The organism is Hydrogenophaga sp. T2 (assembly GCF_049843535.1).
Taxonomy (GTDB): Bacteria; Pseudomonadota; Gammaproteobacteria; order Burkholderiales; family Burkholderiaceae_C; genus Hydrogenophaga; species Hydrogenophaga crocea.
Genome location: NZ_JBBHZJ010000004.1, coordinates 156,065 through 180,239, shown reverse-complemented (window position 1 = coordinate 180,239; position 24,175 = coordinate 156,065). Strand labels below are relative to the sequence as shown.

General features: G+C 68.8%; 24 protein-coding genes and 2 tRNA genes. 2 read left to right on the top strand and 24 right to left on the bottom strand.

All coding sequences use genetic code 11. The features are described 5' to 3' along the window. From WDZ95_RS10950 to WDZ95_RS10905, 10 genes are all read right to left on the bottom strand, one after another. Entirely contained in the window at window positions 1-2,610 is a 2,610-nt protein-coding gene (locus WDZ95_RS10950) for a hypothetical protein (protein WP_425778323.1), read from the bottom strand. Window positions 2,611-2,630: 20 nt separating this feature from the next. Then, window positions 2,631-3,116, bottom strand: coding sequence for a hypothetical protein (locus WDZ95_RS10945; protein ID WP_425778321.1), 486 nt, complete (start codon window positions 3,114-3,116; stop codon window positions 2,631-2,633). A 74-nt stretch (window positions 3,117-3,190) separates the two neighbouring features. Beyond that, a complete protein-coding gene (locus WDZ95_RS10940) occupies window positions 3,191-3,640 on the bottom strand; it encodes an EVE domain-containing protein (protein WP_425778964.1) in 450 nt (149 codons plus the stop codon). Between the two features lie 20 nt (window positions 3,641-3,660). Continuing rightward, on the bottom strand, window positions 3,661-4,839 hold the full coding sequence (locus WDZ95_RS10935; protein ID WP_425778319.1) for an MFS transporter: 1,179 nt from the start codon (window positions 4,837-4,839) through the stop codon (window positions 3,661-3,663). Window positions 4,840-4,850: 11 nt separating this feature from the next. Further along, a complete protein-coding gene (locus WDZ95_RS10930; RefSeq protein WP_166225828.1) occupies window positions 4,851-5,405 on the bottom strand; it encodes an NUDIX hydrolase in 555 nt (184 codons plus the stop codon). A gap of 71 nt (window positions 5,406-5,476) precedes the next feature. Further along, the gene (locus WDZ95_RS10925; RefSeq protein ID WP_166225831.1) at window positions 5,477-6,523 is read right to left on the bottom strand and encodes a TRAP transporter substrate-binding protein; all 1,047 of its coding nucleotides are present in this window, start codon (window positions 6,521-6,523) and stop codon (window positions 5,477-5,479) included. Window positions 6,524-6,618: 95 nt separating this feature from the next. Next, window positions 6,619-7,314: a fumarylacetoacetate hydrolase family protein gene (locus WDZ95_RS10920; protein ID WP_425778316.1), complete on the bottom strand. Its 696-nt coding sequence runs from the start codon at window positions 7,312-7,314 to the stop codon at window positions 6,619-6,621. Between the two features lie 33 nt (window positions 7,315-7,347). Continuing rightward, window positions 7,348-7,671: a 2Fe-2S iron-sulfur cluster-binding protein gene (locus WDZ95_RS10915; protein ID WP_166225837.1), complete on the bottom strand. Its 324-nt coding sequence runs from the start codon at window positions 7,669-7,671 to the stop codon at window positions 7,348-7,350. A 23-nt stretch (window positions 7,672-7,694) separates the two neighbouring features. Further along, on the bottom strand, window positions 7,695-9,170 hold the full coding sequence (locus tag WDZ95_RS10910) for a glutamine synthetase family protein (RefSeq protein ID WP_425778314.1): 1,476 nt from the start codon (window positions 9,168-9,170) through the stop codon (window positions 7,695-7,697). Continuing rightward, window positions 9,167-10,552 carry a Rieske 2Fe-2S domain-containing protein gene (locus WDZ95_RS10905; protein ID WP_425778312.1) on the bottom strand — a complete coding sequence of 462 codons (1,386 nt, stop codon included), beginning with the start codon at window positions 10,550-10,552 and terminating at the stop codon, window positions 9,167-9,169. The genes WDZ95_RS10910 and WDZ95_RS10905 overlap by 4 nt, the downstream gene beginning before the upstream one ends. A gap of 72 nt (window positions 10,553-10,624) precedes the next feature. Between WDZ95_RS10905 and WDZ95_RS10900 the strand changes: the two genes are divergently transcribed. Then, on the top strand, window positions 10,625-11,344 hold the full coding sequence (locus WDZ95_RS10900; RefSeq protein ID WP_166225846.1) for a GntR family transcriptional regulator: 720 nt from the start codon (window positions 10,625-10,627) through the stop codon (window positions 11,342-11,344). Between the two features lie 198 nt (window positions 11,345-11,542). Here WDZ95_RS10900 and WDZ95_RS10895 read toward each other — a convergent pair whose 3' ends face one another. The 9 genes from WDZ95_RS10895 to WDZ95_RS10855 all read right to left on the bottom strand — a co-directional run bounded on the left by WDZ95_RS10895 (window position 11,543) and on the right by WDZ95_RS10855 (window position 17,848). Further along, window positions 11,543-12,253: an ABC transporter ATP-binding protein gene (locus WDZ95_RS10895; protein ID WP_425778309.1), complete on the bottom strand. Its 711-nt coding sequence runs from the start codon at window positions 12,251-12,253 to the stop codon at window positions 11,543-11,545. After that, window positions 12,253-13,014: an ABC transporter ATP-binding protein gene (locus WDZ95_RS10890; protein WP_425778307.1), complete on the bottom strand. Its 762-nt coding sequence runs from the start codon at window positions 13,012-13,014 to the stop codon at window positions 12,253-12,255. Before WDZ95_RS10890 ends, WDZ95_RS10895 begins: the two co-directional genes overlap by 1 nt. A 58-nt stretch (window positions 13,015-13,072) precedes the next feature. Further along, window positions 13,073-14,056 (bottom strand): branched-chain amino acid ABC transporter permease, encoded by a 984-nt coding sequence (locus WDZ95_RS10885; protein WP_425778305.1) that lies wholly within the window; start codon window positions 14,054-14,056, stop codon window positions 13,073-13,075. Continuing rightward, a complete protein-coding gene (locus WDZ95_RS10880) occupies window positions 14,053-14,916 on the bottom strand; it encodes a branched-chain amino acid ABC transporter permease (protein ID WP_166225858.1) in 864 nt (287 codons plus the stop codon). The genes WDZ95_RS10885 and WDZ95_RS10880 overlap by 4 nt, the downstream gene beginning before the upstream one ends. Before the next feature lie 82 nt (window positions 14,917-14,998). After that, window positions 14,999-16,186, bottom strand: a complete 1,188-nt coding sequence (locus tag WDZ95_RS10875; RefSeq protein ID WP_425778303.1) for an ABC transporter substrate-binding protein — start codon at window positions 16,184-16,186, stop codon at window positions 14,999-15,001. 117 nt (window positions 16,187-16,303) lie between these two features. Beyond that, on the bottom strand, window positions 16,304-16,795 hold the full coding sequence (locus WDZ95_RS10870; RefSeq protein ID WP_425778301.1) for a flavodoxin domain-containing protein: 492 nt from the start codon (window positions 16,793-16,795) through the stop codon (window positions 16,304-16,306). A gap of 57 nt (window positions 16,796-16,852) precedes the next feature. After that, window positions 16,853-16,929 (bottom strand) — tRNA-Arg (locus WDZ95_RS10865). A gap of 60 nt (window positions 16,930-16,989) precedes the next feature. Next, a tRNA-Pro gene (locus WDZ95_RS10860) sits at window positions 16,990-17,066 on the bottom strand. Between the two features lie 77 nt (window positions 17,067-17,143). Then, window positions 17,144-17,848, bottom strand: coding sequence for a glutathione binding-like protein (locus WDZ95_RS10855; protein WP_425778299.1), 705 nt, complete (start codon window positions 17,846-17,848; stop codon window positions 17,144-17,146). A gap of 65 nt (window positions 17,849-17,913) precedes the next feature. Here WDZ95_RS10855 and WDZ95_RS10850 point away from each other — a divergent pair, with 65 nt between their 5' ends. Further along, window positions 17,914-18,597 (top strand): hypothetical protein, encoded by a 684-nt coding sequence (locus WDZ95_RS10850; RefSeq protein ID WP_425778297.1) that lies wholly within the window; start codon window positions 17,914-17,916, stop codon window positions 18,595-18,597. Here the strand turns inward: WDZ95_RS10850 and WDZ95_RS10845 are convergent. Genes WDZ95_RS10845 through WDZ95_RS10825 form a run of 5 tightly spaced genes read right to left on the bottom strand, consistent with a single transcriptional unit; the run spans window position 18,581 to window position 24,088 of the window. Next, on the bottom strand, window positions 18,581-19,840 hold the full coding sequence (locus WDZ95_RS10845) for an acyl-CoA dehydrogenase family protein (RefSeq protein ID WP_166226095.1): 1,260 nt from the start codon (window positions 19,838-19,840) through the stop codon (window positions 18,581-18,583). The two genes, WDZ95_RS10850 and WDZ95_RS10845, sit on opposite strands and share 17 nt — an antisense overlap. A gap of 48 nt (window positions 19,841-19,888) precedes the next feature. After that, window positions 19,889-20,974, bottom strand: a complete 1,086-nt coding sequence (locus WDZ95_RS10840; RefSeq protein ID WP_425778295.1) for a phosphotransferase — start codon at window positions 20,972-20,974, stop codon at window positions 19,889-19,891. 28 nt (window positions 20,975-21,002) lie between these two features. Continuing rightward, the gene (locus WDZ95_RS10835; RefSeq protein WP_166226101.1) at window positions 21,003-21,722 is read right to left on the bottom strand and encodes a Crp/Fnr family transcriptional regulator; all 720 of its coding nucleotides are present in this window, start codon (window positions 21,720-21,722) and stop codon (window positions 21,003-21,005) included. A 58-nt stretch (window positions 21,723-21,780) separates the two neighbouring features. Further along, window positions 21,781-22,560: an oxepin-CoA hydrolase, alternative type gene (locus WDZ95_RS10830; RefSeq protein ID WP_425778293.1), complete on the bottom strand. Its 780-nt coding sequence runs from the start codon at window positions 22,558-22,560 to the stop codon at window positions 21,781-21,783. A gap of 7 nt (window positions 22,561-22,567) precedes the next feature. Next, on the bottom strand, window positions 22,568-24,088 hold the full coding sequence (locus WDZ95_RS10825) for a 3-hydroxyacyl-CoA dehydrogenase (protein WP_425778291.1): 1,521 nt from the start codon (window positions 24,086-24,088) through the stop codon (window positions 22,568-22,570). Window positions 24,089-24,175 lie beyond the last annotated feature (87 nt).

Here is a 24,175-nt window from a genome sequence, read left to right as displayed (position 1 = left end):
TCAGGCGGCCGCAGCCATGGTGGGCCCGGGATCGGCGGCTTGCAGCCGCTCGATCACCTGGGCCATTTCCCCCAGGCGCCGCTGCATGCGCGAGGCCTGCTTGAGGCCATGCATGGTGTCGGTCAGGCCACCGACGAGATCCTTGGTGGTCTGCAAAACCTGTTGGCTCTGCGGTTCGACGGGACTCAGGCCCAGTTGCTTGAGCAGGGCACCCGCCAGCAAGGGGTCGGCATCCAGCGCTTCCAGCACGCGCTTGGGTGTGCCCAGGGGGTTGCGCACCGGCACGCCCTTGCGCGCCAGCGCCCGGCCCACGCGGTCGCGCCGGGTTTCGCCCAGCGCCTTCATGGCGGTTTCCAGGCGCCCGAGCCACTGGACCGCGGGCGGCTCGGAGGGCGCCTGGTCTTCCCGGTCAGAGTCGGTCGCCAGGCTGATGTCGTCGGCCGTTTCTGTGGCTTCCGACGTTGTCGACGTTGTCCAGGCTTCTTCCACTTCCGAGGCGTCCGAGGCTTTCGAGGCGACAGGCGTGCTGGGTGCGTCGGTGTACCAATGGCGGCCCAAAGCGCGGGCGGCGAACTGGTGTGTCAGCTTCACGTGATCCGCGGGGGGGCAATGGGGGGCGAGGCTGTCGATCAAGGACAGCGGGATGCCCAGCACCGAGGCCCAGCGCACCATGCGGGCGGGCGAGGGGTAGCCGGGGCATGGGTGGTGGTGGGCACCCTGGCGCAGCCCCTCGGCCACGTAGGTGCTGACGACGTAGGGGTTGTGGGCCAGGCGTCGGGCCTTGCGCAGGCCCAAGGCTGAGCACATCTCGTCGCGATCCTCGTCGCTGGCGTTCATGAACGCGTGGAGCGGCGTTCCCTTTTCCTTCAGCGCCTGCAGGAACCGCAGGGCGTCCTTGTGTTCGCGGCGGGCTTGCTTGTCCAGGCTCCAGTCGCGCTTTTTCAGGTAGCTGATGCCCCCGAGCAGGGGAAGCACCGCGGTCGACCCCACAGCGCCCACCACCCCCAGCACCACGCCGCCCGTGCCGATGGAAACGCCCGTGACGCCCATCACCCCGACGGCAAACATGGCGCTCAGGTTCGCGGGCGTGCTGGCCGACAGCCCAGCCGTTGCACTGAAGCCGCGGAAGCGCGCGAGCCACTGCTTGATCTTGCGCGTCTTCTCGTCGGTGAGGTGCCGGTTCAGGGCGGCGTGCATCACCGTTCGGGTCAGGTGCGCTTCGTGTGGCGCTGCCAGGTCCGCGCCGGCGAGTTCGACCGCGATCCGCTCCAGGCTATCCAGGCGTGAGGCCTTGTCGAGCGCCAGGTCGTGGTGGCTGCGTTTGACGTCCTTGAGGTCGAGCATGCCCTGCAACACGGCCATGGGCAGCAACAAGCCGGCCACGCCGGTCAGGGCGCCGGGCGCCTGGGCCAGCAGGCTCGCGTGCGCGGTGAGCAGCAGCAGCGGTTGTGCGCCAGCCAGGTGAACGTCGCGCCAGAACTTGGCCTCGTGCTGGCCGATGCCGCCCAGGGGGTCGTTGCCCCCGAGCTTGTCGGTGCGGGTTTGCAGCCCCTTGAGCAGCGTGAGCACTTGGGCAAAGGTCGGGTTGCTCTTGTGCTGCGGGTCGCATTCTCTGGCAGCGCTGTCTTTTTCTTCTTGCGCTTCCTGCCTCACCCTGAGTCGCTTGACCAGGGGTACGAGCCGCACCCACTCGCTGTGCCCCACACGCCAGCGCTGCCAGGGGCCTTTGCCGTGCAAACGTGCCTTGGGCATCGCCTCGAGCGTGTCTCGCAATATGGACGCGGTTTGCAGGGCGTCACCCAGTGCCTGCCGCACGAGACCGTTGTCGGCTTCGAGAGAGTCGCTTGTCAGCATCAGCTCGGCGATGGCGGTGTCGGTGTCTACCAGCATCCTTTGGAGTTCGCGCCGCGTCGCCCAGACCGCGGCCACATCCTTGTGCACATAAAGCTTCTCGAAGCTCGCCGACAGGCCGTGCAGCAAGCCCAGCACCTCGCGGGCCGCGCTGATGAGCAGGCGTTGGGCTTCGGGGTCTTCGTTTTTGGCCAGCCGCTGTTGCGCATCCGTCAGTATCTTGATGCAGTCGACGCGCATCTTCATGCAGTGCACGTGCTGTTTGTGGGCGTCGACCACGCCCATGCCCGTGGCATACATGTCGTACATGCTGCCGATGGTGGTGAAGCACATGAGGATCTTCGACGCATCGAAAGCAAAAGCGACGCCCTTGCACGCCAACGCTGCCGCGAGACCGCCGTAGGCCGCGCTCGCGCTGGATGAGGCCAGCAGGCCGGTGGTTGGCGCGGCCTGGCTCAGGGCCATCGAGCGCTCGGGCGTGACGCCATCGTGGGTGTCGCCTTCGGGATCCGAACCGGCGCGCACGAACAGCGTTCCGCTTTCGAAGCGGAACGAGGGCGCGCCGTGGGCGGCCTCGTCGCGCCGCTGCACCGCTTGCGCCGCCTCACACACCTTGCGCGGCGGTGGGGCATGTTCGTTTCGGCGGCCAGCCCCGTGTTGCGGTGGCGACGGCAGCAAGTCGGATGACTCAGAGCAGGATGAGTCCAGGGGAATCAGGGCATAGCTCGCGTTTCTGCTCAGGCTTTTCGGCGTACACATCAATGACCTCCTTGGTGGATTCAGCTCAACTCGTTGTTCGCGATCGATGCGCTGCCGCTGTCGCTGCGTGCCGGGCGTGCTGCCAGGGCCAGCAGCCCTTGGGCGCACACCTGGCACCAGGCGTCTTCAACCGCATCGACGAGGTCGTGCAGTTGTTCGGTCAGGGTGTCGAAGGGCGTGTCGGGTTCGAGCGGCCAGTCGCTGTGGCACACCACGGTGCCGTCGGCCGCGAGCGCGAACTGCAGGTGCTGCAGGTCGTGGGGGCGTTCAAAGTGCCAGCGCAGCAGCTCGCGGTGCAGCGTGGCGTCGGTCAGGCTCTCGGGGGGATCGGCGAGCACCACGTCGATCCGCAGGCGTTGATCTTCTTCGTCGAGGGACACCAGCACCCACAGGTCATCGACGAGGATCAGGTGGGCGGCGCTGTCAGGGGCCAGAACCCCGGCGCCCGCCAGGGCCGCGTCGTCGTGAAGGCTTTGGAGCCATCCGCCCAGTTCGAATCGATCCATCGATGCGCACCTCGCTTGAAGACATGCTGCGTACTTCGCGCGAATGTGTGAACGGGCGCAACGTCAAGGTTCCATCAATCGGCCATCAGCCGTTGGGTGATATGCCGCCAGTGCGCTTCGCTCACCGGCGTGATGGACAGCCGGCTGCCGCGCTGCAGCAGCAGCATGCCGTCGAGCGCGGGATCGGCGCGCAAGGCCGGCAGGCCGAGCAGGCGCGTCTTGCGCAGGGCCTGCACATCCACCAGCTGCCAGCGCGGCGCGTCGCGCCGGGATGCCGGGTCGAAGTAGGGCGAGTCGGGGTCGAACTGGGTGGGGTCGGCGTAGGGTGCCGATGCCACGCGGGCCAACCCCGCAATGCCGGGCTCGGGGCAGCTGGAGTGGTAGAACAGCACGCCGTCGCCGATGCGCATGGTGTCGCGCATGAAGTTGCGGGCCTGGTAGTTGCGCACACCGGTCCAGGGCACGGTGGCGCCGGGCGCGGCCAGCGCGTCATCGATCGAACATTCGTCGGGCTCGGATTTCATCAGCCAGTACTGCACCACCGTCAGGCTCCTGTCGAAGGGGTGTTGCCGGTGCCCGTGCGCAGGCACCACAGGCAGGCGAGCGCACTGGCCACGATCGCACCCGACACCCACAAGGCGCCAGCGCCCCAGCGCTCCACCAGCGCCCCGAAGGCCAGCGGCGAGAATGCCTGGGCGATCCGCGAGGGCGCCACGATCCAGCCCTGGCGCCGACCGTAGCCCACCGGGCCGTAGAACGCCAGGGGCAGGGTGCCCTTGGCGATGGTGAGCATGCCGTTGCCCATGCCGTGCAACAGGGCGAAGACCGGGGCGGCCGCTGCGCCCAGCGCCATCCACACCAGCACGCCCACAGGGTGCAGCGCCGCGGCCAGCCGCGCCGACCACAAGGGGTGGAAGCGGCGCAGGCCGCCGAACTCCAGCAGGCGGCCCGCCACCTGCGCCGGCCCCACCAGCGCCCCGACGGCGAGCGCGCCGGCCAGCGACAGGCCGCTGGCCATCAGCAGATCGGGCAGGTGGGCGGCGAGCGCGCTGCTCACGAACCAGGTGGCCGCGAACACGTAGGCCAGCACCCAGGCCACGTGGCGCGGCGGCTCCGGCGGCGCGGCCGCGCTGTGCGGCGCCAGCGCTTCGGGCGGCGGCAGCGCCTCGGTGCGCGGCAGGCTGGCATTGAGCGGCAGACCGAGCAGCAGGTGCAGGGCGGCCCAGCCCAGACAGGCACCGCGCCAGCCGAACTGCGCCTCCATCCACGCCGACAGCGGCCAGCCCACGGTGCTGGCCAGGCCCGCCAGCAGCGTGATGCCCGTGATGGCGCCGCGGGCGTCGCGGCCCTGCAGGCGCACCAGCGTGGCGAAGGCGGCCTCGTACAGGCCGGCGCCCATGGCCAGCCCGACCACCGTCCAGGCCAGGAACAGCGACACCGGGCCCTGCGCGAGCGCCAGCAGGCCCAGACCGAGGGCGAACAGGCCGCTGGTGGCCATGAGCACCGGCCGGCCGCCGAGCCGGTCGATGCGGCGACCCGCCGACGGGCCGATGGCCGCGGACAGCAGCAGCGCCAGGGAGAAGGCCAGCCACACCGAGGCGAGCGGCACGCCGGTGGCCTCGGCCATGGGCCGCGCGAGGATGGCGGGCAGGTAGTAGCTGGAGGCCCAGGCCAGCGTCTGGGCCGTTCCCAGGCGCAGCACCAGCGACGTGTTGCTGCGCATGGCGGCCGGCCTCAGAGGATGTCGATCACGTGAAAGCCAAAGCGCCCCGCGCGGCGGTCGGCGAAGTGGTGCTGCAGCGTTTCGCGCACCGTGCGGAAGGCGATCTCGTCCCAGGGGATCTCGTCTTCGTGGAACAGGCGCGCCTCAATGGTTTCGTGGCCCGGGTTGAACCGGTCGCTGAGCAGGCGTGCGCGGTAGAACAGGTGCACCTGGCCCACGCGCGGCACGTTCATGAGCGTGAACAGCTCGCCGAGTTCGATCTGCGCGCCGGCTTCTTCGTCGGTTTCGCGGCGCGCCCCTTCGGCGGTGGTTTCGCCCAGCTCCATGAAGCCCGCGGGCAGCGTCCATTTGCCCCAGCGCGGCTCGATGTTGCGCTTGCACAGCAGCACCTGGGCACCGTCTTCGCCCCACACGGGCACGGTGCCCACCACGTTGAGCGGGTTGTCGTAGTGCACCGTGCCGCAGGCGGGGCAGACCGCGCGTTCGCGCGTATCGCCGTCGTCGGGCAGGCGCATCAGCACGGCGGTGCCGCAGTTGCGGCAGAACTTGGCGGGCGGACGCAGCATCGCGGCAGTTTAGTGGGACTCGGACGCAAAAAAGGCCGGGGAGCCCCCGGCCTTCGCTCGGTCAATGGGCTTTACGCCTTCTTGCCGTGTTTTTCGATCAGCGCTTTGGCGCCTTCGAACAGCTTCTTGCCGTCGTGGCCGCGCTTGTCCATCTCCTGCATCCACTCCACCTCGACCAGGCGGGCCTTGCGCTTGAATTCCTGCGCGTCGGCGGCGGAGATCTTGTGGATGGTGTTGCCCTGGTCGACCGCCGACTTGCGGCCGGCCGCATCACCGGCCTGCTGGGTCTTGCCCAGCCAGCCCGAGGTCTCGATGCCCGAGTTCTTGTCGATCACGGCCTTGAGGTCGGGCGGCAGGCTGTTGTACTTGGCCTTGTTCATGGCCATCACGAAGGTCGTGGTGTACAGGGCGCCGCCGGCGGGGTCGAACTCGCTGTGGAACTTGGTGAGCTCGTGCACCTTCACCGAAGGCACCACCTCCCAGGGGATCACGCAGCCGTCGATCACGCCCTTGGAGAGCGAGTCGGGGATCTGCGGCAGCGGCATGCCCACGGGCGTGGCGCCGAGGTAGCCGAGCATCTTGGTGATCTGGCGCGTGGGGCCGCGCACCTTGGAGCCGCGCAGGTCGTCGGCGGTCTTCACGAGCTTGTTGCGCATGTGGAACATGCCGGGGCCGTGCACCTGCAGCGCGAGCACCTGGGTTTCCTTGAACTCGTCCACGGCCAGGGTCTGCACGTACTCCCAGTAGGCCTTGGAGGTGGCTTCGGCGTTGTTCATCATGAACGGCAGCTCGAACACCTCGATGCGCGGGAAGCGGCCCGGGGTGTTGCCCGGCAGGGTCCAGACGATGTCCACCACGCCGTCGCGGGCCTGGTCGTACAGCTGCACCGGCGTGCCGCCAAGCTGCATCGCAGGGTAACCCTCGAACTTGATGCGGCCGCCCGAGTCCTTCTCGACCTTGTCCATCCACGCCTTGTGCATGTTGATGTACACGTTCGATTGCGGCGCCATGAAGGTGTGGAACTTCAGGGTGACGCTTTGCTGCGCGAAGCCGGTGAGCGCGGGTGCGCCCAGGGCCATGGCCGCACCGGACTGGAGCAGGGTTCTGCGTTGGATCATGGTGGAGGGTCTCCGTGGTGTTGAACTTGTTTGAAGCCTAAAGCGAGAGACGGGCGCGGTGTGAGAGGTCAAACCCGAAGGCGGGCGTGCATGCCTCAGGCCACGCGCACCGAGATGGGGACCAGGCCGTCGACACCGCCGGTGAGGGTGTCGCCGCTGACCACCGCGTTCACCCCTTCGGGCGTGCCGGTGTAGATCAGGTCGCCGGGCTGCAATGCCCAGGCCGCGGACAGGTGCTCGATGGTCTCGGCGATGTTCCAGATCAGCTTGTTGATGTGGCTGCGCTGGCGGTCGGCGCCGTTCACCTGCAGCCAGATCGCGGCGTTCACGATGTCACCGGCCTCGCTGGCGGGCGTGATCGGGCCGATCGGGGCGGATTCGTCGAAGGCCTTGCCGATGCACCAGGGCCGGCCCTGCTTCTTCATGTCGTTCTGCAGGTCGCGGCGCGTCATGTCCAGGCCCACGGCGTAACCGTACACGTGCTTGAACGCGTCGGCGGCCTGGATGTCGCGGCCGCCGGTGCCGATGGCCACCACGAGCTCGATCTCGTGGTGCAGGTTCTTCGTGAGCGGGGGGTAGGCGATGGTCGCGGTCTGACCGGCCTCGGCCACCACCAGCGCGTCGGCGGGCTTGAGGAAGAAGAAGGGCGGTTCACGGCCGGTGAAGCCCATCTCTTTCGCATGCTCCTCGTAGTTGCGGCCGACGCAGTAGATGCGGTGCACGGGGAAGCGTTCGCCACGGCCCACAACGGGCACGGACACGGTGGGGGGTGGGGTGAAAAGGTAGGTCATGGGCGGAGTGTGCCACCGGCCGTGCGCCGGCCGTCAGTACTGCGTGGCCGGCAGGTGCACCACCAGGCCATCGAGGTCGGGCGTGAGCACGATCTGGCACGACAGCCGGCTGTTGGGCTTCACCGGCGCGGCCGCGAAATCGAGCATGTCGGTTTCGTCGGCCACGGGGGCGGGCAGGCGCGCGGCCCAGGCCTCGTCCACGTACACGTGGCAGGTGGCGCAGGTGAGGGTGCCGCCGCAGTCGGCGGCGATCTGGTCGACGCCGGCGTCGACCGCGGCTTTCATGAGGCTCTGGCCCGGGGCGCAGCGCAGCTCGCGCGTGCGCTGGTCGGCGGTGACGAGGTGGAGGGTGATCATGGTCGTGGGCTTCGGTGGCGGGGTCAGTAGCGCGCGAAGTACTCGCGGCGCTCGAAGTCGGTCTTGTCCTCGGCCGCGGTGTGGCGGTCGAGCTCCTGCTGCTTGATCCGGCAGAAGTGGTTCACCACGGCGGGGCCCAGCGCGTGGGTGAGCACCGTGTCGCTGCGCAGCGCGGCCAGCGCATCGCCGAGGTTGTTCGGAATGCGTTCGCTGCCCTCGGCATAGGGCGCTTCGGTGCCTGGGGGCGCGGCGAGCCGGCGCTGCAGGCCGTCGAGCCCCGCGTGGATCTGCCCCGCCATGCACAGGTACGGGTTGGCCGCGGGTTCGCCCAGGCGGTTCTCGATGCGCGTGGCGGCGTCGCCCGCGCTGCCCACCACGCGCAGCATGGCGCCGCGGTTGTCGCGGCCCCAGAGAATGGCCTGGGGCGCGAGCGCGTTGGGCCGGAAGCGGCCGAAACCGTTCACCGTGGGCGTGCACAGCGGTGTGAGCGCGCGCGCGTGTTCGAGCAGGCCCGCGAGCCAGTGAGCGCCGGTGTCGCTGAGCGTGTGCAGCGCGTCGCGCGGCGTGGTGCCCGGGGCCGGGGTGTCGCGCTGGAACACGTTGCGGCCGCTGGCCAGATCGACCACCGACTGGTGCAGGTGCCAGCCGCTGGACATGATGTTGGGAAACGGCGGGCGGCACATGAAGGTGGCGTGGTAGCCGGCGCGGCGCAGCGCCTGCTTCACGCCGTTGCGCAGCAGCACCATCTGGTCGGCCGCGGTGAGGGCGTCGGTGGCGTCGAACACCGCCTCGACCTGGCTCGGGCCGAGCTCGATCTCGAGCGACTGCAGCGGCAGGCCCAGGCCGAGCGCGGTGCGCTCGACGATGCGCAGCGGCTCGTCGGCGAGGTCGATCAGCGCCTCGCCCTGCAACTGGTAGCCCGGGTGCACCATCTGCACCGCGGGCGGCTCGCCCGGCCAGGCTGCGCGCTCGGGGTCGAGCTGCGGCGTGGGGTCGGTGAGGCGGTAGATGTGGAACTCGACCTCGAGCCCGGTCTTGTAGCCCAGGCCGTGCCGTGCGAGCGCGGCCAGCGCGGTCTGCAGCACGCGGCGGCTGTCCAGGGCCACCGGTGTGCCGTCGGCGTGCCAGGGCTGGCAGCGCAGCCAGCCGGTGCCGGGCGCCCAGGGCAGCTCGACGAAGCTCTCGGGATCGGGCAGCACCATGAGGTTGGCCGCGCCCGCGAAGCCGGGCAGGTCGTCGGTGCCACCGGGCTCGAACACCTTCCACGCGGTCTTGTCGGCGGTGTCCTTGAGCATCAGCGTGCCCACCATGCCCACGCCATCGCGCAGTGCGCGGATCGCCGCGTGCGGCATCAGCGTCTTGCCGCGCAGCAGGCCATGCGCATCGCACCAGCCCAGGCGCACGCGCTGGATGCCTCGCTCCTCGATCAGGCGCGCCAGGCGCAGGCACGCGGCTTCGCGTGCGGCGTCGTGCACGCCGCAAGTTTGAGAAAAGCTCATTTCGCGCCCAGGGCTGCGGCGGCGTCGGCCAGCGCTTTGGCTTCGGCCGTCCAGGGCGCGCGCTCGCGGCGCTCGCGCACCGCGGTCTGCCACCAGGTCTGCCAATCGCCCGTGGGCGCGAAGCCGTCGATGGTGTCGGGGCCGTGGATCTCGGCGTGTCGGGCCGGATCGGCGATGCCCGGTGCGATGCCGCCTTGCTCCACCGCGTCGATGGCCTGCAGCAGCAGGCGGCGGTGCGCCATGATGACCTTGTCGCTCGTGCCCAGGTGCTCGCGCGTGCGGTCCTGGATGGCGCCCATGCTTTCGCAGGCCCACTGGTCGTGCACGTTGATGTCGTCCTCGCCCATGCCCAGGTAGGTGCGCTCCACCTGCTCCTGCGGGTTGAAGCCCCAGTGGTTGTGGCGGCCCATCTTGGGCGTGAAGAAGGGCAGGGTCACGGCCTTGAGCCGCGGCTGGCGCATGGCGTCCTTGTCCACGGGGGCGTCGAAGCTGGTGAAGAAGGCGTACCAGTAGTTGTGCGTGTCGTCCACGGGCACGTGCATCTGCGTGATCGTCATCGTCTCCGAAAGCGGGATCACAAAAGTCTGCGGGAAGACCGCGTTGGTCACGCGCACGTGGGTGAGCTCTTCGTTGAGCTGGCGCAGCGCGGTGAGCTGCAGGCCCCAGGGCCTGGCCTCGTGGCTGATCTCGGGGCGGCCGAACTCGCGCATCACGCGCGTCATGGGCCAGCGCTCGCCCGCCACCTCGCCCGCGCTCGCGCCGCGGAACTGCTTGCCGTAGGCGTCGTCGAGCGAAGCGTCGTTGAAGAAGCGGTGCAGGTACGAGGCGTGCGCGGGGTCGATGCCGACCTCGAACGACTGCAGCCAGTTGCAGTGCCACAGGCCTTTGAACGCGAAGGTGTGCGTGGACGGGGCTTCGAAACAATCGAGCGCGGGCAGGGCGGGCGGCTCGCCCTCGCCGAGCCAGGCGAACAGCACGCCGCTGCGTTCCTGCAGCGGGTAGCTTTGCTGGCGCACGCGCGTGCACAGCGTGCTGCCCTCGGGCTCGGCCGGGGTTTCGAGACAGCGGCCGTCGACGTCGAACTTCCAGCCGTGGAAGGGGCAGCGCAGGCCGTCGCCTTCGTTGCGGCCGTAGGCGAGATCGGCGCCGCGGTGCGGGCAGTCGCGGTCGAGCAGGCCGAAGCGGCCCTGCGCGTCCTTGAACAGCACGAAGTTCTGGCCCAGCAGCCGCACGGGTTTGACGGGGCGCACCGCCATGGCCGGATCGATCGCCGGGTCGAACTCGTCGAGCAGGGCCACGGGTTGCCAGTAGCGGCGCAGCAGGCGGCCGCCGGGCGTGCCCGGGCCGACCTGGGTCAGGCGTTGGTTGAGTTCAGCTTTCATGGGGCGGGGCCTCGGATGCGGGGAATGGGAAAACGGTATCCCGTTTTTTGCGTTCAGTGTACAGTCCGACCCATGGGCTTGCAAGAAACCGTTTTGATGCAATTGCGCGACTGGATCCTCTCGGGCCAGTTCGAACCCGGCCAGCGCCTGGCCGAACAACAGCTGGCCGAGCGCCTGGGCGCCTCGCGCACGCCGGTGCGCGCGGCCTTGGTGACGCTGGAGCAGGAGGGCCTGGTCGAGGCCAACGAGACCGGCAAGTACCTGGTGCGCCAGTTCACCGCGCAGGAGGTGATCGACGCGATCGCGGTGCGCGGGCACCTCGAAGGCATGGCCGCGCGGCTGGTGGCCGAGCACGGCGTGCCGCGCGCGCTGCAGAACGACCTGCAGGCGCTGCTCGACGAAGGCGACCGCCTGCTGGCGGACAACCCGCTGACGCTGGAAAGCTATGCGGCCTACGCGCGCATGAACGACCGCTTCCATGCACTGATCCTCGATGCCTGTGGCAACCGTGCTTTGCAGCGCGCGGTGGCGCTCAACGACAAGCTGCCGTTCGCACCCGCGTCGGCCATGCTGCCCATGCAGGGCACGGTGGCGCTGGACCGCGACTGGATGCTGTACGCGCACCGGCAACACCACATGCTGTTCGACGCGCTGCGACGCGGCGAAAGCGCGCGGGCACAGGCCCTGGCCACCGAGCACACCGAAGTGGCGCAGATGAACATGCGGCTCGCGCTCGAACGCCGTTCGGAGAGCGAGCGGGTGATGCCCTTGATGAAGTTGGTGGTGGGCTGAGCTTTTTTGCCTGCTTTTGTGCGTGGGCCGCTGGAGCGGGTGCCCGTGCGCAGGCGCCATTCGCGGTTGCCTCAGAGGCCGCGCGCCAACCACAGTGTTGACGCATGGGTGCCCGCAAATCAGGAGCAGCCGCCCGCGAGCACGCCGGAGCACGCGAACCCCGCCAGCCGACCCGCGCGAAGTGGCGGAGAGAAAGGGTCAAACCCCCAAATGCTGCGCCAGCAACTCGGGCTTGGCCAGCAGCTCGGGCGTGGCGCCTTCGAACACCACCTCGCCCTTCACGAGGATCACGTTGCGGTCGGTGATCTGCGTGACGTGCTTCCAGTTCTTGTCCACGATCACGCTGCTGATGCCGCTCTCGCGGATCAACCCGCAGATGCGCCAGATCTCGCGCGCGATCAGCGGCGCCAGGCCTTCGGTGGCCTCGTCGAGGATCAGCAGGTCGGGGTTGGTCATCAGGGCGCGGCCGATGGTGAGCATCTGCTGCTCGCCGCCGCTCAGTTGCTGGCCGCCGTGGTTGAGCCGCTCGGCCAGGCGCGGGAAGGTGTCGAGCACGCGCTCGTAGGTCCATTCGCGCTGGCCCCGCGTGCCCGGCCGCGCGGCCATCACCAGGTTTTCCTTCACGCTCAGGTTGCCGAAGATGCCGCGGCCTTCGGGCACGTAGGCGATGCCCTCGCGCGCCACCGCGTAGGGCGATGCGCCCGTCATGTCGCGGCCCTTGACCTGCACCGTGCCGCCGCTGGGCTTGACCAGACCCATGAGCGATTTGAGCAGCGTGCTCTTGCCCATGCCGTTGCGGCCCATGAGGCCCAGCGTCTGGCCGGGCTCGATGCGGAAATCAATGCCGCGCAGGATGTGGCTCTGGCCGTAGTGCGTGTGCAGGCCCTTGGCTTCAATGAGAGCGGTCATCAGTGCTCCTCCCCGAGGTAGGCCGCCTGCACGCCTTCGTCGTTGCGGATCTGCTCGGGCGTGCCGCTGGCGATCACCTGGCCGTTGACCATCACGGTGAGCACGTCGGCAAGTGCGAACACGGCGTCCATGTCGTGCTCCACCAGCATGATGGCGTGTTCGGCCTTGAGGCGGTGCAGCAACGCCACCATGGTCTCGGCCTCGGCCGCGCCCATGCCCGCGAGCGGTTCGTCGAGCAGCAGCACGGTGGGCTCGGTGGCCAGGGTCATGGCGATCTCGAGCTGGCGCTGCTCGCCGTGGCTGGTGGCCGCGGCCACGCTGTCGGCGCGCGCCGTGAGCCCTGCGAGTTCGAGCGCGCGCTCGCAGCGGCGGTTCACCTCGGCCATGTGCGTGGCCGCGCTGAACCAGTGCAGCGGGTTGAACGGCGCGTGGCGTTCGCGCGATTGCGCGGCCAGGCGCACGTTCTCGCGCACGGTGAAGGGCAGGAAGATGTTGGTCTTCTGGTAACTGCGGCCCAGGCCCTGGCGCGAGATGCGCTCGGGCGGGAGGCCCGTGATGTCCTGGCCGTTGAGCCGGATCTGCCCGCTGGTGGTGGGCAGGTCGCCCGAGAGCAGGTTGGTCAGCGTGGATTTGCCCGCCCCGTTGGGGCCGATGACCGCGTGGATGCGGCCGCGGTGCAGGTCGACCGACACGCCGTTGACCGCGGCCAGGCCGCCGAAGCGCTTGACCAGGTTCTGCGCGGAAAGCAGCAGCTCGCTCATTGGGAAACCTCCGTGCTGCGCACTGCGGTGCGAGCGCCTTCGGGCGGCCGTGCGGCGCTCATGCCTTCTCCCCGCGCTTGCCGAAGCGGTCGATGAGGCCGAGCAGGCCGCGCGGCGCCACGATCACCACCAGCACGATGAAGCCGCCCATGAGCAGCTGCCAGTGCTTGGTGAGGTCCTTGAAGAGGTGCATCACGTACTCGAAGGCGAAGGCGCCCACGATGGCGCCCGCGAAATTGCCCATGCCGCCGAGGATGACCATCATGATGGCGTGCGCGCTCATGTGGAAACCCATGAGCTCGGGGTTCACGAAGCCGGTCTGCGCGGCCCACAGGTAGCCCGCCACGCCGGCCAGCGCGCCCGCGATGGTGAAGGCCGTGAGCTTGTAGCCGAAGGTGCCGTAGCCCACGGCGCGCATGCGGTGCTCGTTCACGCGGATGCCCGCGAGCGCACGGCCGAAGGGCGAGAACAGCAGGCGGCGCAGGCCCGCGTACACCAGCAGCAGCACCGCGAGCGTGAAGTAATAAAAGACGGTCTTGTTGTCGAGGTCCAGGCCCAGCGCGGTGGCGTCGGGGCGGAAGGTCACGTAGATGCCGTCGGAGCCGCCCAGGCCTTTGTTGTCGAAGAAGAGGTAGTACACCATCTGCGCGAAGGCCATGGTGACCATGATGAAGTAGATGCCGTGCGTGCGCACCACGAAGAAGCCGATCACCAGCGCGGCCAGCGCGGCGGCCAGCGCGGCCAGCGGCAGCGACCACCAGAGCGCGATCGGCGCGTCGGGCGGCGTCATGAAGGCCAGGGCGTAGCCGGCGATGCCGAAGAAGGCCGCGTGGCCCAGCGAGACCAGGCCGGTCACGCCCTGCAGCAGGTCGAGGCTCATCGCGAAGATGGCCAGGATCATCATCTGCGAGAGCATGCCGAGGTAGAAATCGGCGCCCGCGATGGGCAGCAGCGGGAAGGCCGCGAGCGCGATGGCGCCGAGCGCCAGCACGAACCGGATGCTGCGAGGCAGCTTTTCGAGTTGGGCTTTGGCGGCACTCATTGCTTGAACAGGCCTTCGGGTTTGTAGAGCAGCACGATGGCCATGAGCATGTAGACCGCCATGCCCGCGATCTGGGGCAGCAGCACCTTGCCGAAGGTGTCCACCAGGCCCACCAGCAGCGCCGCCACCAGCGCACCGCGCACCGAGCCGATGCCGCCGATGACGACCACCACGAAGCACATGATCAGCACCGAGCTGCCCATGCCGGGGTAGACGCTGGCGATGGGCGAAGCGAGCATGCCCGCGATCGCGGCCAGGCCCACGCCGAGCGCGAACACCACGCCGTGGATCAGGCGGATGTTCACGCCCAGCGATTCGGTCATGTCGCGGTTGAAGGCACCCGCGCGGATCTTCATGCCCAGGCGTGTCTTGCTGATCAGCAGGTACAGGCCGATGGCGAGCACGATGCAGATGCCCGACATCACGAGGCGGTAGATGGGGTAGGAGAGGGTGTCGGTGAGCGGGATCGACCAGTTCAGCAGCTCGGGCACCTGCACCGCGTGCACGTCATCGCCCCAGAAGATCGAGCGCACCTCTTCGAAGATGTAGATCAGGCCGAAGGTGAGCAGCACCTGGTCGAGGTGGTCGCGGTGGTAGAAGTGGCGGAACAGCAGCCACTCGAGCAGCCAGCCGAACACCACCGCGAGCACTGTGCCGAGCACGATGGCCAGCGTGAGGCTGCCCAGCGTCGAGCTGAAGTACCACGCGAGGTAGGCGCCCAGCATGTAGAAGCTGCCGTGCGCCAGGTTGACCACGCCCATGATGCCGAAGATCAGCGTGAGGCCGGCGGCCAGCATGAACAGCAGCAGCCCGTACTGGACGCTGTTGAGCAGCTGGATGAGGAAATTGGCGAAGTCCATGGTGTCGTGGTGCGGGCCCGCACGGCACACGGCAAACCGGCGCCGCGTGGGCGCCGGTTGCGGTGGTTCAGGCGCGGTTGGGTCAGGCCATGCGGCAGCCGGTGGCCGGGTCGGCGACGGCCTTGCCGGCGATGCCGATCACCTTGTTCTCGCGGTTCTCGACCTTGCGCAGGTAGATGTCCTGGATCGGGTTGTGCGAGGGGCTCATCTTCCACTTGCCGCGCGGGCTGTCGATCTCGGCGCCGCGCATGGCCGCGTACAGCGCCTGCTTGTTGGCCATGTCGCCCTTGACCGCGTTGGCGCCCTTGACCAGCAACAGACCGGTGTCGTAGCCCTGCACGGCGTACACGTCGGGCTGGAGCTTGAAGGTCTTGGCGTAGTCGAGGCGGAATTTCTTGTTGCGCGGCGTGTCCAGCGAATCGCTGTAGTGCATGGTGGTGAGCACGCCGTTGGCCGCGTCACCGGCGGCGTCGAGCACGCCTTCGGTGAGGAAGCCCGAACCCCAGAGCTGGATGTTCTTGCTCAGGCCCGCGGCCTCGTAGTCGCGCAGGAACTTGGCCGCACCGCCGCCGGCGAAGAAGCAGGCCACGGCATCGGGCTTGAGCGCGGCGATCTCGGTCAGCAGGGCCTGGAATTCCACGTTGGGGAAGGGCAGGCCGAGCTTCTTGATGATCTGGCCGCCGGCCTCGGTGTAGCTCTTCTCGAAGCCTTCGAAGGCCTCGTCGCCCGCGGCGTAGTTCCAGGTGATCCACACGGCCTTCTTGTGGCCGCGCTCCATCATGGGCTTGCCCAGGGCCAGCGTGGGCTGGCTGTTGGTGAACGAGGTGCGGAACACGTTGGGCGCGCACTGGGCGCGCGTGGCGATGTGCACGCCGGCGTTGGGGATCAGGTTGAGCACGCCGGTGTCGCGCGCCACCTTGTGGATGCCCATCTGCACGCCCGAGTGCACCGTGCCCACGAGCACGTCGACCTTGTCGCGCTGCACCAGGCGGGTGGCGTTCTCGATGCCCTTGGCCGGGTTGGACTCGTCGTCGACCTTGAAGAACTCGACCTCGCGGCCGCCCAGCTTGCCGCCTTGCTCGCTGAGCGCCATGCGGAAGCCGTTTTCGATGGCCACGCCGAGCTGCGCGAAGGTGCCGGTGTAGGGCAGCATGAAGCCGACGCGGACCTTGTCGGACTGCGCGCGCACGATCTCGGGCAGCAGCAGGCCGGAAGAGGCCGCGCCGATCACGGCGGCGCTGCGGGTCAGGACAAGACGGCGGGTGGTCATGTTCGGTGTCTCCAGGGGGTGGATGGGATGCGGCTCACTGTAGGTTCGGGCAGCGGGGCTTGGCGATCCTGAATAACCCTATGCGCTTCAAATTTGAATTGTTCAGCTTTGAACTTTTCAGGCCGCGGACGCGGCCGCCAGGGCCTGGGCCAGCCACGCGCGGCACCAGGCCGCACCGGCCGCTTCGGGGTCGACATCACTCGACGCATCGAGGATCAGCGGCTCGCCGATGCGCACCGCGCCGAGGTCGCGCAGGCGCTCGTCGAACTGGCGGCCGCCATTGGCGAAGGTCATGGGGTACTGGGCACTGTCGCCGAGCGCGATCAAGCCATAGCGCACGTGGCCAAGGTAGCGCGGCTGGCTGTCGAGCGAGGCGTAGAAGGCCTGGGCGTTGTCGGGCACGTCGCCCGAGCCGTAGGTGGACGAGCATATGACGTAAAGTGCATTTGGCTCGTCGAAGACCTCGGGGCCCAGCCCGTCCATCATGCGCACCTCGATCTGCCCGATGAGGTCGGCGCTGTCCATCTCGATCGCCTGCGCGACGTACTCCGCCGTGTTGGTCATGGTGCCCACGAGAATGAGCAGCTTGGAGGGCATGGCAGAAGACATGACACGCACTTTAGTGCATGTTTCTGCGGCGCATCATGGGGTAAACCCGCGGAGGGCTGGCCTGCCCGGAGGGACTCGAACCCCCGACCTGCTGCTTAGAAGGCAGCTGCTCTATCCAGTTGAGCTACGGGCAGTGCGCGGGTGCGGTGCCGATGGAAAAAAGGCCCACGGGGTGGGCCTTTGTTCTGTGCGAATGGTCGGAGCGGCGGGATTCGAACTCGCGACCCTCTGCTCCCAAAGCAGATGCGCTACCAGGCTGCGCTACGCTCCGACGAGCCGCGGATTCTACCCGCAGGCCGGGGCACCCCGACTCGGGCAGGCGGCCGATGAGGCGCCCCGTGGGTTCGCTCAGCGCTTTGCGTACTGCGTCTTGCCGAACAGGATGTCGCGCGACTGGTCGTCGGTGAGCGGCTTGCGCGCGTCGGCCAGCACGGCCACGCCGCGCTGCACCGCGGGGCGTTCGGCGATGCGGTCGAACCAGGCCTTGAGGCGCGGGTAGTCGGCCCAGTCGATGCCCTGGTTCTGCCAGCTGCGCAGCCAGGGGAATATCGCGATGTCGGCGATCGAATAATCGTCGCCCGCGATGTGGGCGTGGTGCGCGAGCTGGCGGTCCATCACGCCGTACAGGCGCCTGGCCTCGTTGGTGTAGCGGTCGATCGCGTAGCCGATCTTCTCGGGCGCATAAATGCGGAAGTGGTGGGCCTGGCCCAGCATGGGGCCCACGCCGCCCATCTGGAACATCAGCCATTCGAGCACCCTGAAGCGCTCGCGGTCGGTGGCGGGCAGGAAGCGGCCGAACTTGCTCGCCAGGTAGACCAGGATCGCGCCCGATTCGAACAGGCTCATGGGCTGGCCGTCGGGGCCGTTCGGGTCGACCAGCGCGGGGATCTTGTTGTTGGGGCTGATGGCCAGGAACGCGGGCTTGAACTGGTCGCCGGCGCCGATGTTGACCGGGTGGGCCTGCCAGTCGCGGCCGAGCCGCAGGCCGCACTCCTCGAGCATGATGTGAACCTTGTGGCCGTTGGGCGTGGGCCAGGTGTAGACGTCGATCATCCGGGCATGCTTTCGTGGTGGGTTGAAACGGACGGAGCGGGCAGCTTACGGGACAATTGCCGCCCATGTGGTCCACCGTTCTGAACACCCTGAGCCTGGCGCGGCGCCAGCGCGCCCGGCACGCGTCGCTGATCGGCTGGGCCGAGCCGAGAGGACTGGCCTTCGAACCCCGGCGCGACGGCGCCTGCGCTTTCACCGGCGCCTGGTCGGGCCATGCGGTGCGCATCGAGCTGCAGGCCGCGGGGCGCCCCTACCTCGAAGGCCAGGAGCTCAATGCGCGCGCCGACATCGGCGTGCCCCTGCCCACCGGCGTGGTGCTCATGAACCGCAGCCTCAAGCGCGCGATGGAGCGCTGGTCGGCTTACGTGTATTCACAGATCACGAACTCGCTGGAGACCGTGGCGCAGGACCTGCCCGAAGAAGTCCGCTGGCTCTCGACCTTCCGCGACGCAGGCTGGCAGGGCCCCGACGAGGCCTTCTTCGCGCGGTACGCGGTGCTGACCGATTCGCCCGAGGAAGCGCGCGCGCTCATCGATCCTGCGGTGGTGCAGGCGCTCATGCACTGGCCCGACGATGCCCGCTCGCCCGACACGCCGCTGTTGCTGATGCGCGTGCGTGGCAAGCTGCAGCTGCGCCTGCAGCTCGAGCCCACGCGCCACCCGGGCTGCGAGCGGCACGCGCTCGACCTGTTCGAGTCGCTGAGCCAGCGGCTGCTGGCCCAGGCGCGCGACCTCAGCTCCCGCGCGTGATCGGCATCTCGACCTCGTCCGGCAGGTTCATGTGCCGGGCGAGCTCGAGCTTGGCGATCGATTGGCGGTGCACCTCGTCGGGTCCGTCGGCCAGGCGCAGCGTGCGCTGGTGCGCGTAGCTGTAGGCGAGCGGGAAATCGCCGCTCACGCCGCCGCCGCCATGGGCCTGGATGGCCATGTCGATGATGTCGCAGGCCATGTTGGGCGCCACCACCTTGATCATCGCGATCTCGGCCTTGGCCACCTTGTTGCCCACCGTGTCCATCATGTAGGCGGCCTTGAGCGTCAGCAGGCGCGCCATCTCGATGCGGCAGCGCGCGTCGGCGATGCGCTCGTGCCAGACCGATTGCGCGGACACCGGTTTGCCGAAGGCCACGCGGCTGTTGAGGCGTTTGCACATGAGCTCGAGCGCGCGCTCGGCCGCGCCGATGGAGCGCATGCAGTGGTGGATGCGGCCCGGGCCCAGGCGGCCTTGCGCGATTTCGAAGCCGCGGCCTTCGCCGAGCAGGATGTTGCTCACCGGCACGCGCACGTTCTTGAGCACCACCTCCATGTGGCCGTGCGGCGCGTCGTCGTAGCCGAACACGGAGAGCGGGCGCACCACGGTGATGCCGGGCGTGTTCGCGGGCACCACCACCATGCTCTGCTGCGAATGGCGCGGTGCGGCGGGGTCGGTCTTGCCCATGACGATGTAGACCTGGCAGCGCGGATCGCCCGCGCCCGACGACCACCACTTGCGGCCGTTGATCACGTAGTGGTCGCCGTCGCGCTCGATGCGGCACTGGATGTTGGTGGCGTCGCTGGACGCGACCTCGGGCTCGGTCATGAGGAAGGCCGAGCGGAGCTCGCCGCGCAGCAGCGGTTCGAGCCACTGGTCCTTGAGCGCTTCGGACGCGTAGCGTTCCAGCGTTTCCATGTTGCCGGTGTCGGGCGCCGAGCAGTTGAAGACCTCGGCGGCCCAGGGCACGCGGCCCATGATCTCGCACAGCGGCGCGTACTCGAGGTTGGACAGGCCTTCGGGCGCGCGGTGGCTGCGCGGCAGGAACAGGTTCCACAGGCCCGCGGCGCGCGCCTTGGGCTTGAGCTCTTCGATCAGCGTGGTGGGCAGCCAGGCGTTGCCCTTGGCGCGGTTGGCCTCGATCTCGGCGAAGAAGCGGCCTTCGTTGGGGTAGACGTGTTCGTCCATGAAGGCGAGCAGGCGCTCGCGCAGGCCCTTGACCTTGTCGGTGTAGTCGAAATGCATGCGGTCTCCTTGAAAGGTCGCGGGGGGCGGTAAAAGAAGGGCGGCGGCTCAGCCGCCGTTGGCATAGCGCCAGGCCAGCTCGGCCATGGGGCGCGCGCCCGCGGCCGAGCGCACCGCCTGCTCGCTCGAGGCCGTGCCGGCCTCCACGCGCTTGGCGATGCCCTGCAGGATGGCCGCGAGGCGGAACATGTTGTAGGCGAGGTAGAACGACCAGTCGGTCTGCAGCTGCGCGGGCGTGGCGAACCCGGTGCGCTCGCAGTAGCGCGCGATGTATTCGGCCTCGGACGGGATGCCCAGTGACGCGAGGTCGAGCCCCGCGATGCCGCGGAACATGCCCGGCGGGATGTGCCATGACATGCAGTGGTAGCTGAAGTCGGCCAGCGGGTGGCCGAGCGTGGACAGCTCCCAGTCGAGCACCGCGAGCACGCGCGCCTCGCTCGGGTGGAACATGAGGTTGTCGAGCCGGTAGTCGCCGTGCACCACCGACACCATGCTTTCGTCGCGCGCCATCGCGGGCACGTTCTGCGGCAGCCACTCGATCAGCCGGTCCATCTCGGCAATGGGCTGCGTGACCGAGGCCTGGTACTGCTTGCTCCAGCGCCCGATCTGGCGCTCGAAGTAATTGCCGGGCTTGCCGTAGTCGGCCAGGCCCACGGCGTCGGGACGCACGCGGTGCAGCGCGGCCATCACGCGGTTCATTTCGTCGTAGATGGCGCCGCGCTGCGCGCGGTCCATGCCGGGCAGCGACTGCTCCCAGAGCACGCGGCCGTCCACGCACTGCATCACATAGAAGGCGCGGCCGATCACCGACTCGTCTTCGCAGAGCAGGTGCATCTGCGCCACCGGAACGTCGGTCGAGGCGAGCGCGCTCATCACGCGGAACTCGCGTTCGATGGCGTGCGCCGAGGGCAGCAGCTTGGCCACCGGGCCGGGCTTGGCGCGCATCACGTAGGCGCGCCGCGGCGTGGTCAGCTTGTAGGTGGGGTTCGACTGGCCGCCCTTGAACATCTCCACCGTGAGCGGACCTTCGAAGCCCGGCAGGCGGGGTTCGAGCCAGCGCTGCAGGGCAGCGGTGTCGAAGGCGTGGCGGTCGGTCACCGGCCGCGTGCCGGTGAAGTTCTGTGCTTCGGTCATTCGGCAGCGGCGGTTCGGGGCAGGGCCCTCAGGTTTCGGATTCGGCGATGCGCATGAGCGCAGCGCGGTTGCGCACCACGAGGCCACCCTGCTCGATGCGGATGGTGTCCTCGCGCTCCATGGACTTGAGCTCCTGGTTCACGCGCTGGCGCGACGCACCCAGCAGCTGGGCCAGTTCTTCCTGCGCCAGCTGCAGGCCGATGCGCGTCTCGTTGCCGTCGTTGAGGCAAGGCACGCCATAGCTGCGAACCAGGTGCAGCAGCTGCTTGGCCAGGCGCGCGCGCAGCGGCAGCGTGTTGAGATCTTCCACCAGGCCGAACAGCGTGCGGATGCGCCGCGCCTGCAGGCGCATCAGCGCTTCGTAGAGCTCCACGTGCGTGGCGAGGATCTTCTGGAAGTCGGTGCGCGCCACACACATCAGCGTGGTGGGGCCATGGGCGTACGCATCGTGCGTGCGCTGGTCGCCGTCGAACATCGCCACGTCGCCGAACCACACGCCGGGCTCCACATAGGTGAGCGTGATCTGCTTGCCCGACAGCGAGGTCGAGCTCACGCGCACCGCGCCCTTGGCCACGCCCGTCCATTCCGAGGCCGGGTCGCCGCGCGCGACGATCAGGTCGCCGTCCTTGAATCGCTTGACGTAGGCGCATCGCAGGATGTCGTGCCGCAGGGAGGGAGAAAGGCTGTTGAACCAGCGACCGCTGTTGATCGCCTCGCGTTCTTCCATTGTCAGAATCGGCTCGTCCATGGTCTGTCTTTTGAGTGACTGCGGTGCCTGCGGGTGTCGCGGTGGGGACCGCGTGGCTTCAGCGGTACTGGGCGCTGCGCTTCTCGAGGAAGGCCGAAATGCCTTCGCCCGCGTTGGCGTGGTGCAGGTTGCGCACGAAGTGGTCGCGCTCGGCATTGAGCTGGGTGTGCAGCGCGGCCTGCGGCGCGTCGTTCACGAGCTCCTTGACGCTGGACAGCGCATTGGGCGCGCGCGCATTGAGGCGTTCGGCCAGCGCGAGCGCCTGGCCCAGCGCGGCGCCGGGCTCCACCACCGTGTTCACCACGCCGAGCTGCTGCAGCCGCGGTGCGCCCACGCGCTCGCCGCCCATGAGCAACTGCATGGCCGTGGCGCGCGGCAGCATGCGCGCGAGACTCCAGCTGCCGCCGCCATCGGGCGACAGGCCCACGCCGCTGTAGGCCATCACGAACACCGCGTTGTCGGCCGCGACGATGAAATCGCAAGCGAGCGCGAGCGAAAAGCCCGCGCCCGCGCACGAGCCTTCGACCGCCGCGATCACGGGCTTGGGGCAGGCGCGGATGGCCTCGATCCAGCCGTGCAGGCCGTCGATGCTCTGCGCCTGCACCTCGGGCGACTTCTGCCGGTTGGCGAGCAGGCGCTGCAGGTTGCCACCCGCGCAGAAGTGGCTGCCTTCGCCCGTGATGATCACGCTGCGCACATCGGGGTTGCCCTCGGCCACGCTCAGGGCCTCGATGCCGGCGGCGTAGAGCTCCGGGCCGAGCGCGTTGCGGTGCTCGGGGTTGCTGATGGTGAGCACCAGGGTCGCGCCCTGGCTGTGGCTCTTGAGGCTGGCGGTCATGGCGTGATCAGAGTTCTTCTTGCTTGAGGCTGAGGCCCAGCGCGCCACGGCGGCGCAGCCAGGGCGAGGGGCGGTAGCGCGCGTCGCCGTACACGGTCTGCAGGTTGAACAGGATCTCGAGCACGTTGGTGGGGCCGATGCGGTCGCCCATGGCCAGCGGGCCCATGGGGTAGCCCAGTCCCAGCGTCACGGCGACGTCGAGGTCGGACGGGCTGCAGATGCCTTGCTGGCACATGTCGGCCGCGATGTTGACGATGGTGGCGACGACGCGCTGCGTCACGAAGCCGCCGCTGTCGCGCACCACGCTCACCGGCTTGCCGTCGCGCGCGAACAGGGCGTGTGCGGCGTCGCGCATGTCGGCGCGCGTGGCCGGGTTGGTGGCCAGCACGCGGCGCTTGGTGGCGCTGTCTTCGAGCATCATGTCGATGCCCACGGTGCGCGAGGCGTCGTGGCGCTCCACCGCGGCCAGCGTGGTCACGTCCAGGCCCAGCGGTGCCACCAGGATCAGCGCCTGCGAGGAGGGCGCCGCAGCGGTCTCGATGCTCGCGCCCAGGTCCTTGAGCAATTGGTAGAGCTCCTGGCGGCGCGCGGCCTTGGGCGAGACCCACACCGGCGGCAGCTCGGCCACGGCCGGCACTGGCGGCTCGGCAGGCACCTGGGCCGCGCCGTCGACGTAGCGGTAAAAGCCTTCGCCCACCTTCTTGCCCACCACGCCGCCGGCCAGGCGCTGCGCGGTGATCACGCTCGGGCGGTAGCGCGGCTCTTCGTAGTACTGGTGGTAGATCGACTCCATCACCGGGTGGGACACGTCGAGCGCGGTGAGGTCCATGAGCTCGAAGGGGCCGAGGCGAAAGCCCACCTGGTCGCGCAGGATGCGGTCGATGGTGGCGAAGTCGGCCACGCGCTCGCCCACCACACGCAGCGCCTCGGTGCCGTAGCCCCGGCCCGCATGGTTGACGATGAAGCCCGGGGTGTCCTGCGCGGCCACCGGCGTGTGGCCGTAAGCACGCGTGAAGCCCATGAGCCGCTCGCACACGGCGGGGTCGGTCTTGAGGCCCGCGATCACCTCGACCACCTTCATGAGCGGCACGGGGTTGAAGAAGTGGTAGCCCGCAAAGCGCTCGGGGTGGCGCAGCGCCGCGCCGATCGCGGTGATGGACAGTGACGAAGTGTTGCTCACGAGCACCGCATCGGGTGCGACGATGTCTTCCAGTTGTTTGAACAGGCCTTGCTTGACCTCAAGTCGCTCCACAATCGCCTCGATGACGAGATCACACGCCTTCAGGTCTTCGGCCGACGCCGCCACCTGCAGCCGTCCCAGGCAGGCATCGCGGTCCGCGGCCGAGAGCTTGCCCTTGGCGACCAGGCCGTCCCAGGTCTTGGCGAGCGCCTCGCGCGCTTTCTCGGCGGCGCCCGGCTGGGCATCGAGCAGCCACACCCGAACACCCGCCTGGGCCGCCATTTGGGCAATGCCGCGACCCATGGCACCGGTGCCAACGATGCCTGCGCAGTCGAAGAAGGATTGCATATCTGTGTTTTATTTGGGTTGAAGACGCCTTTGCCTATGACAAAATGTTTCAACCTGTTGGGAAGGAAATCCGACGTGCGCCAGATT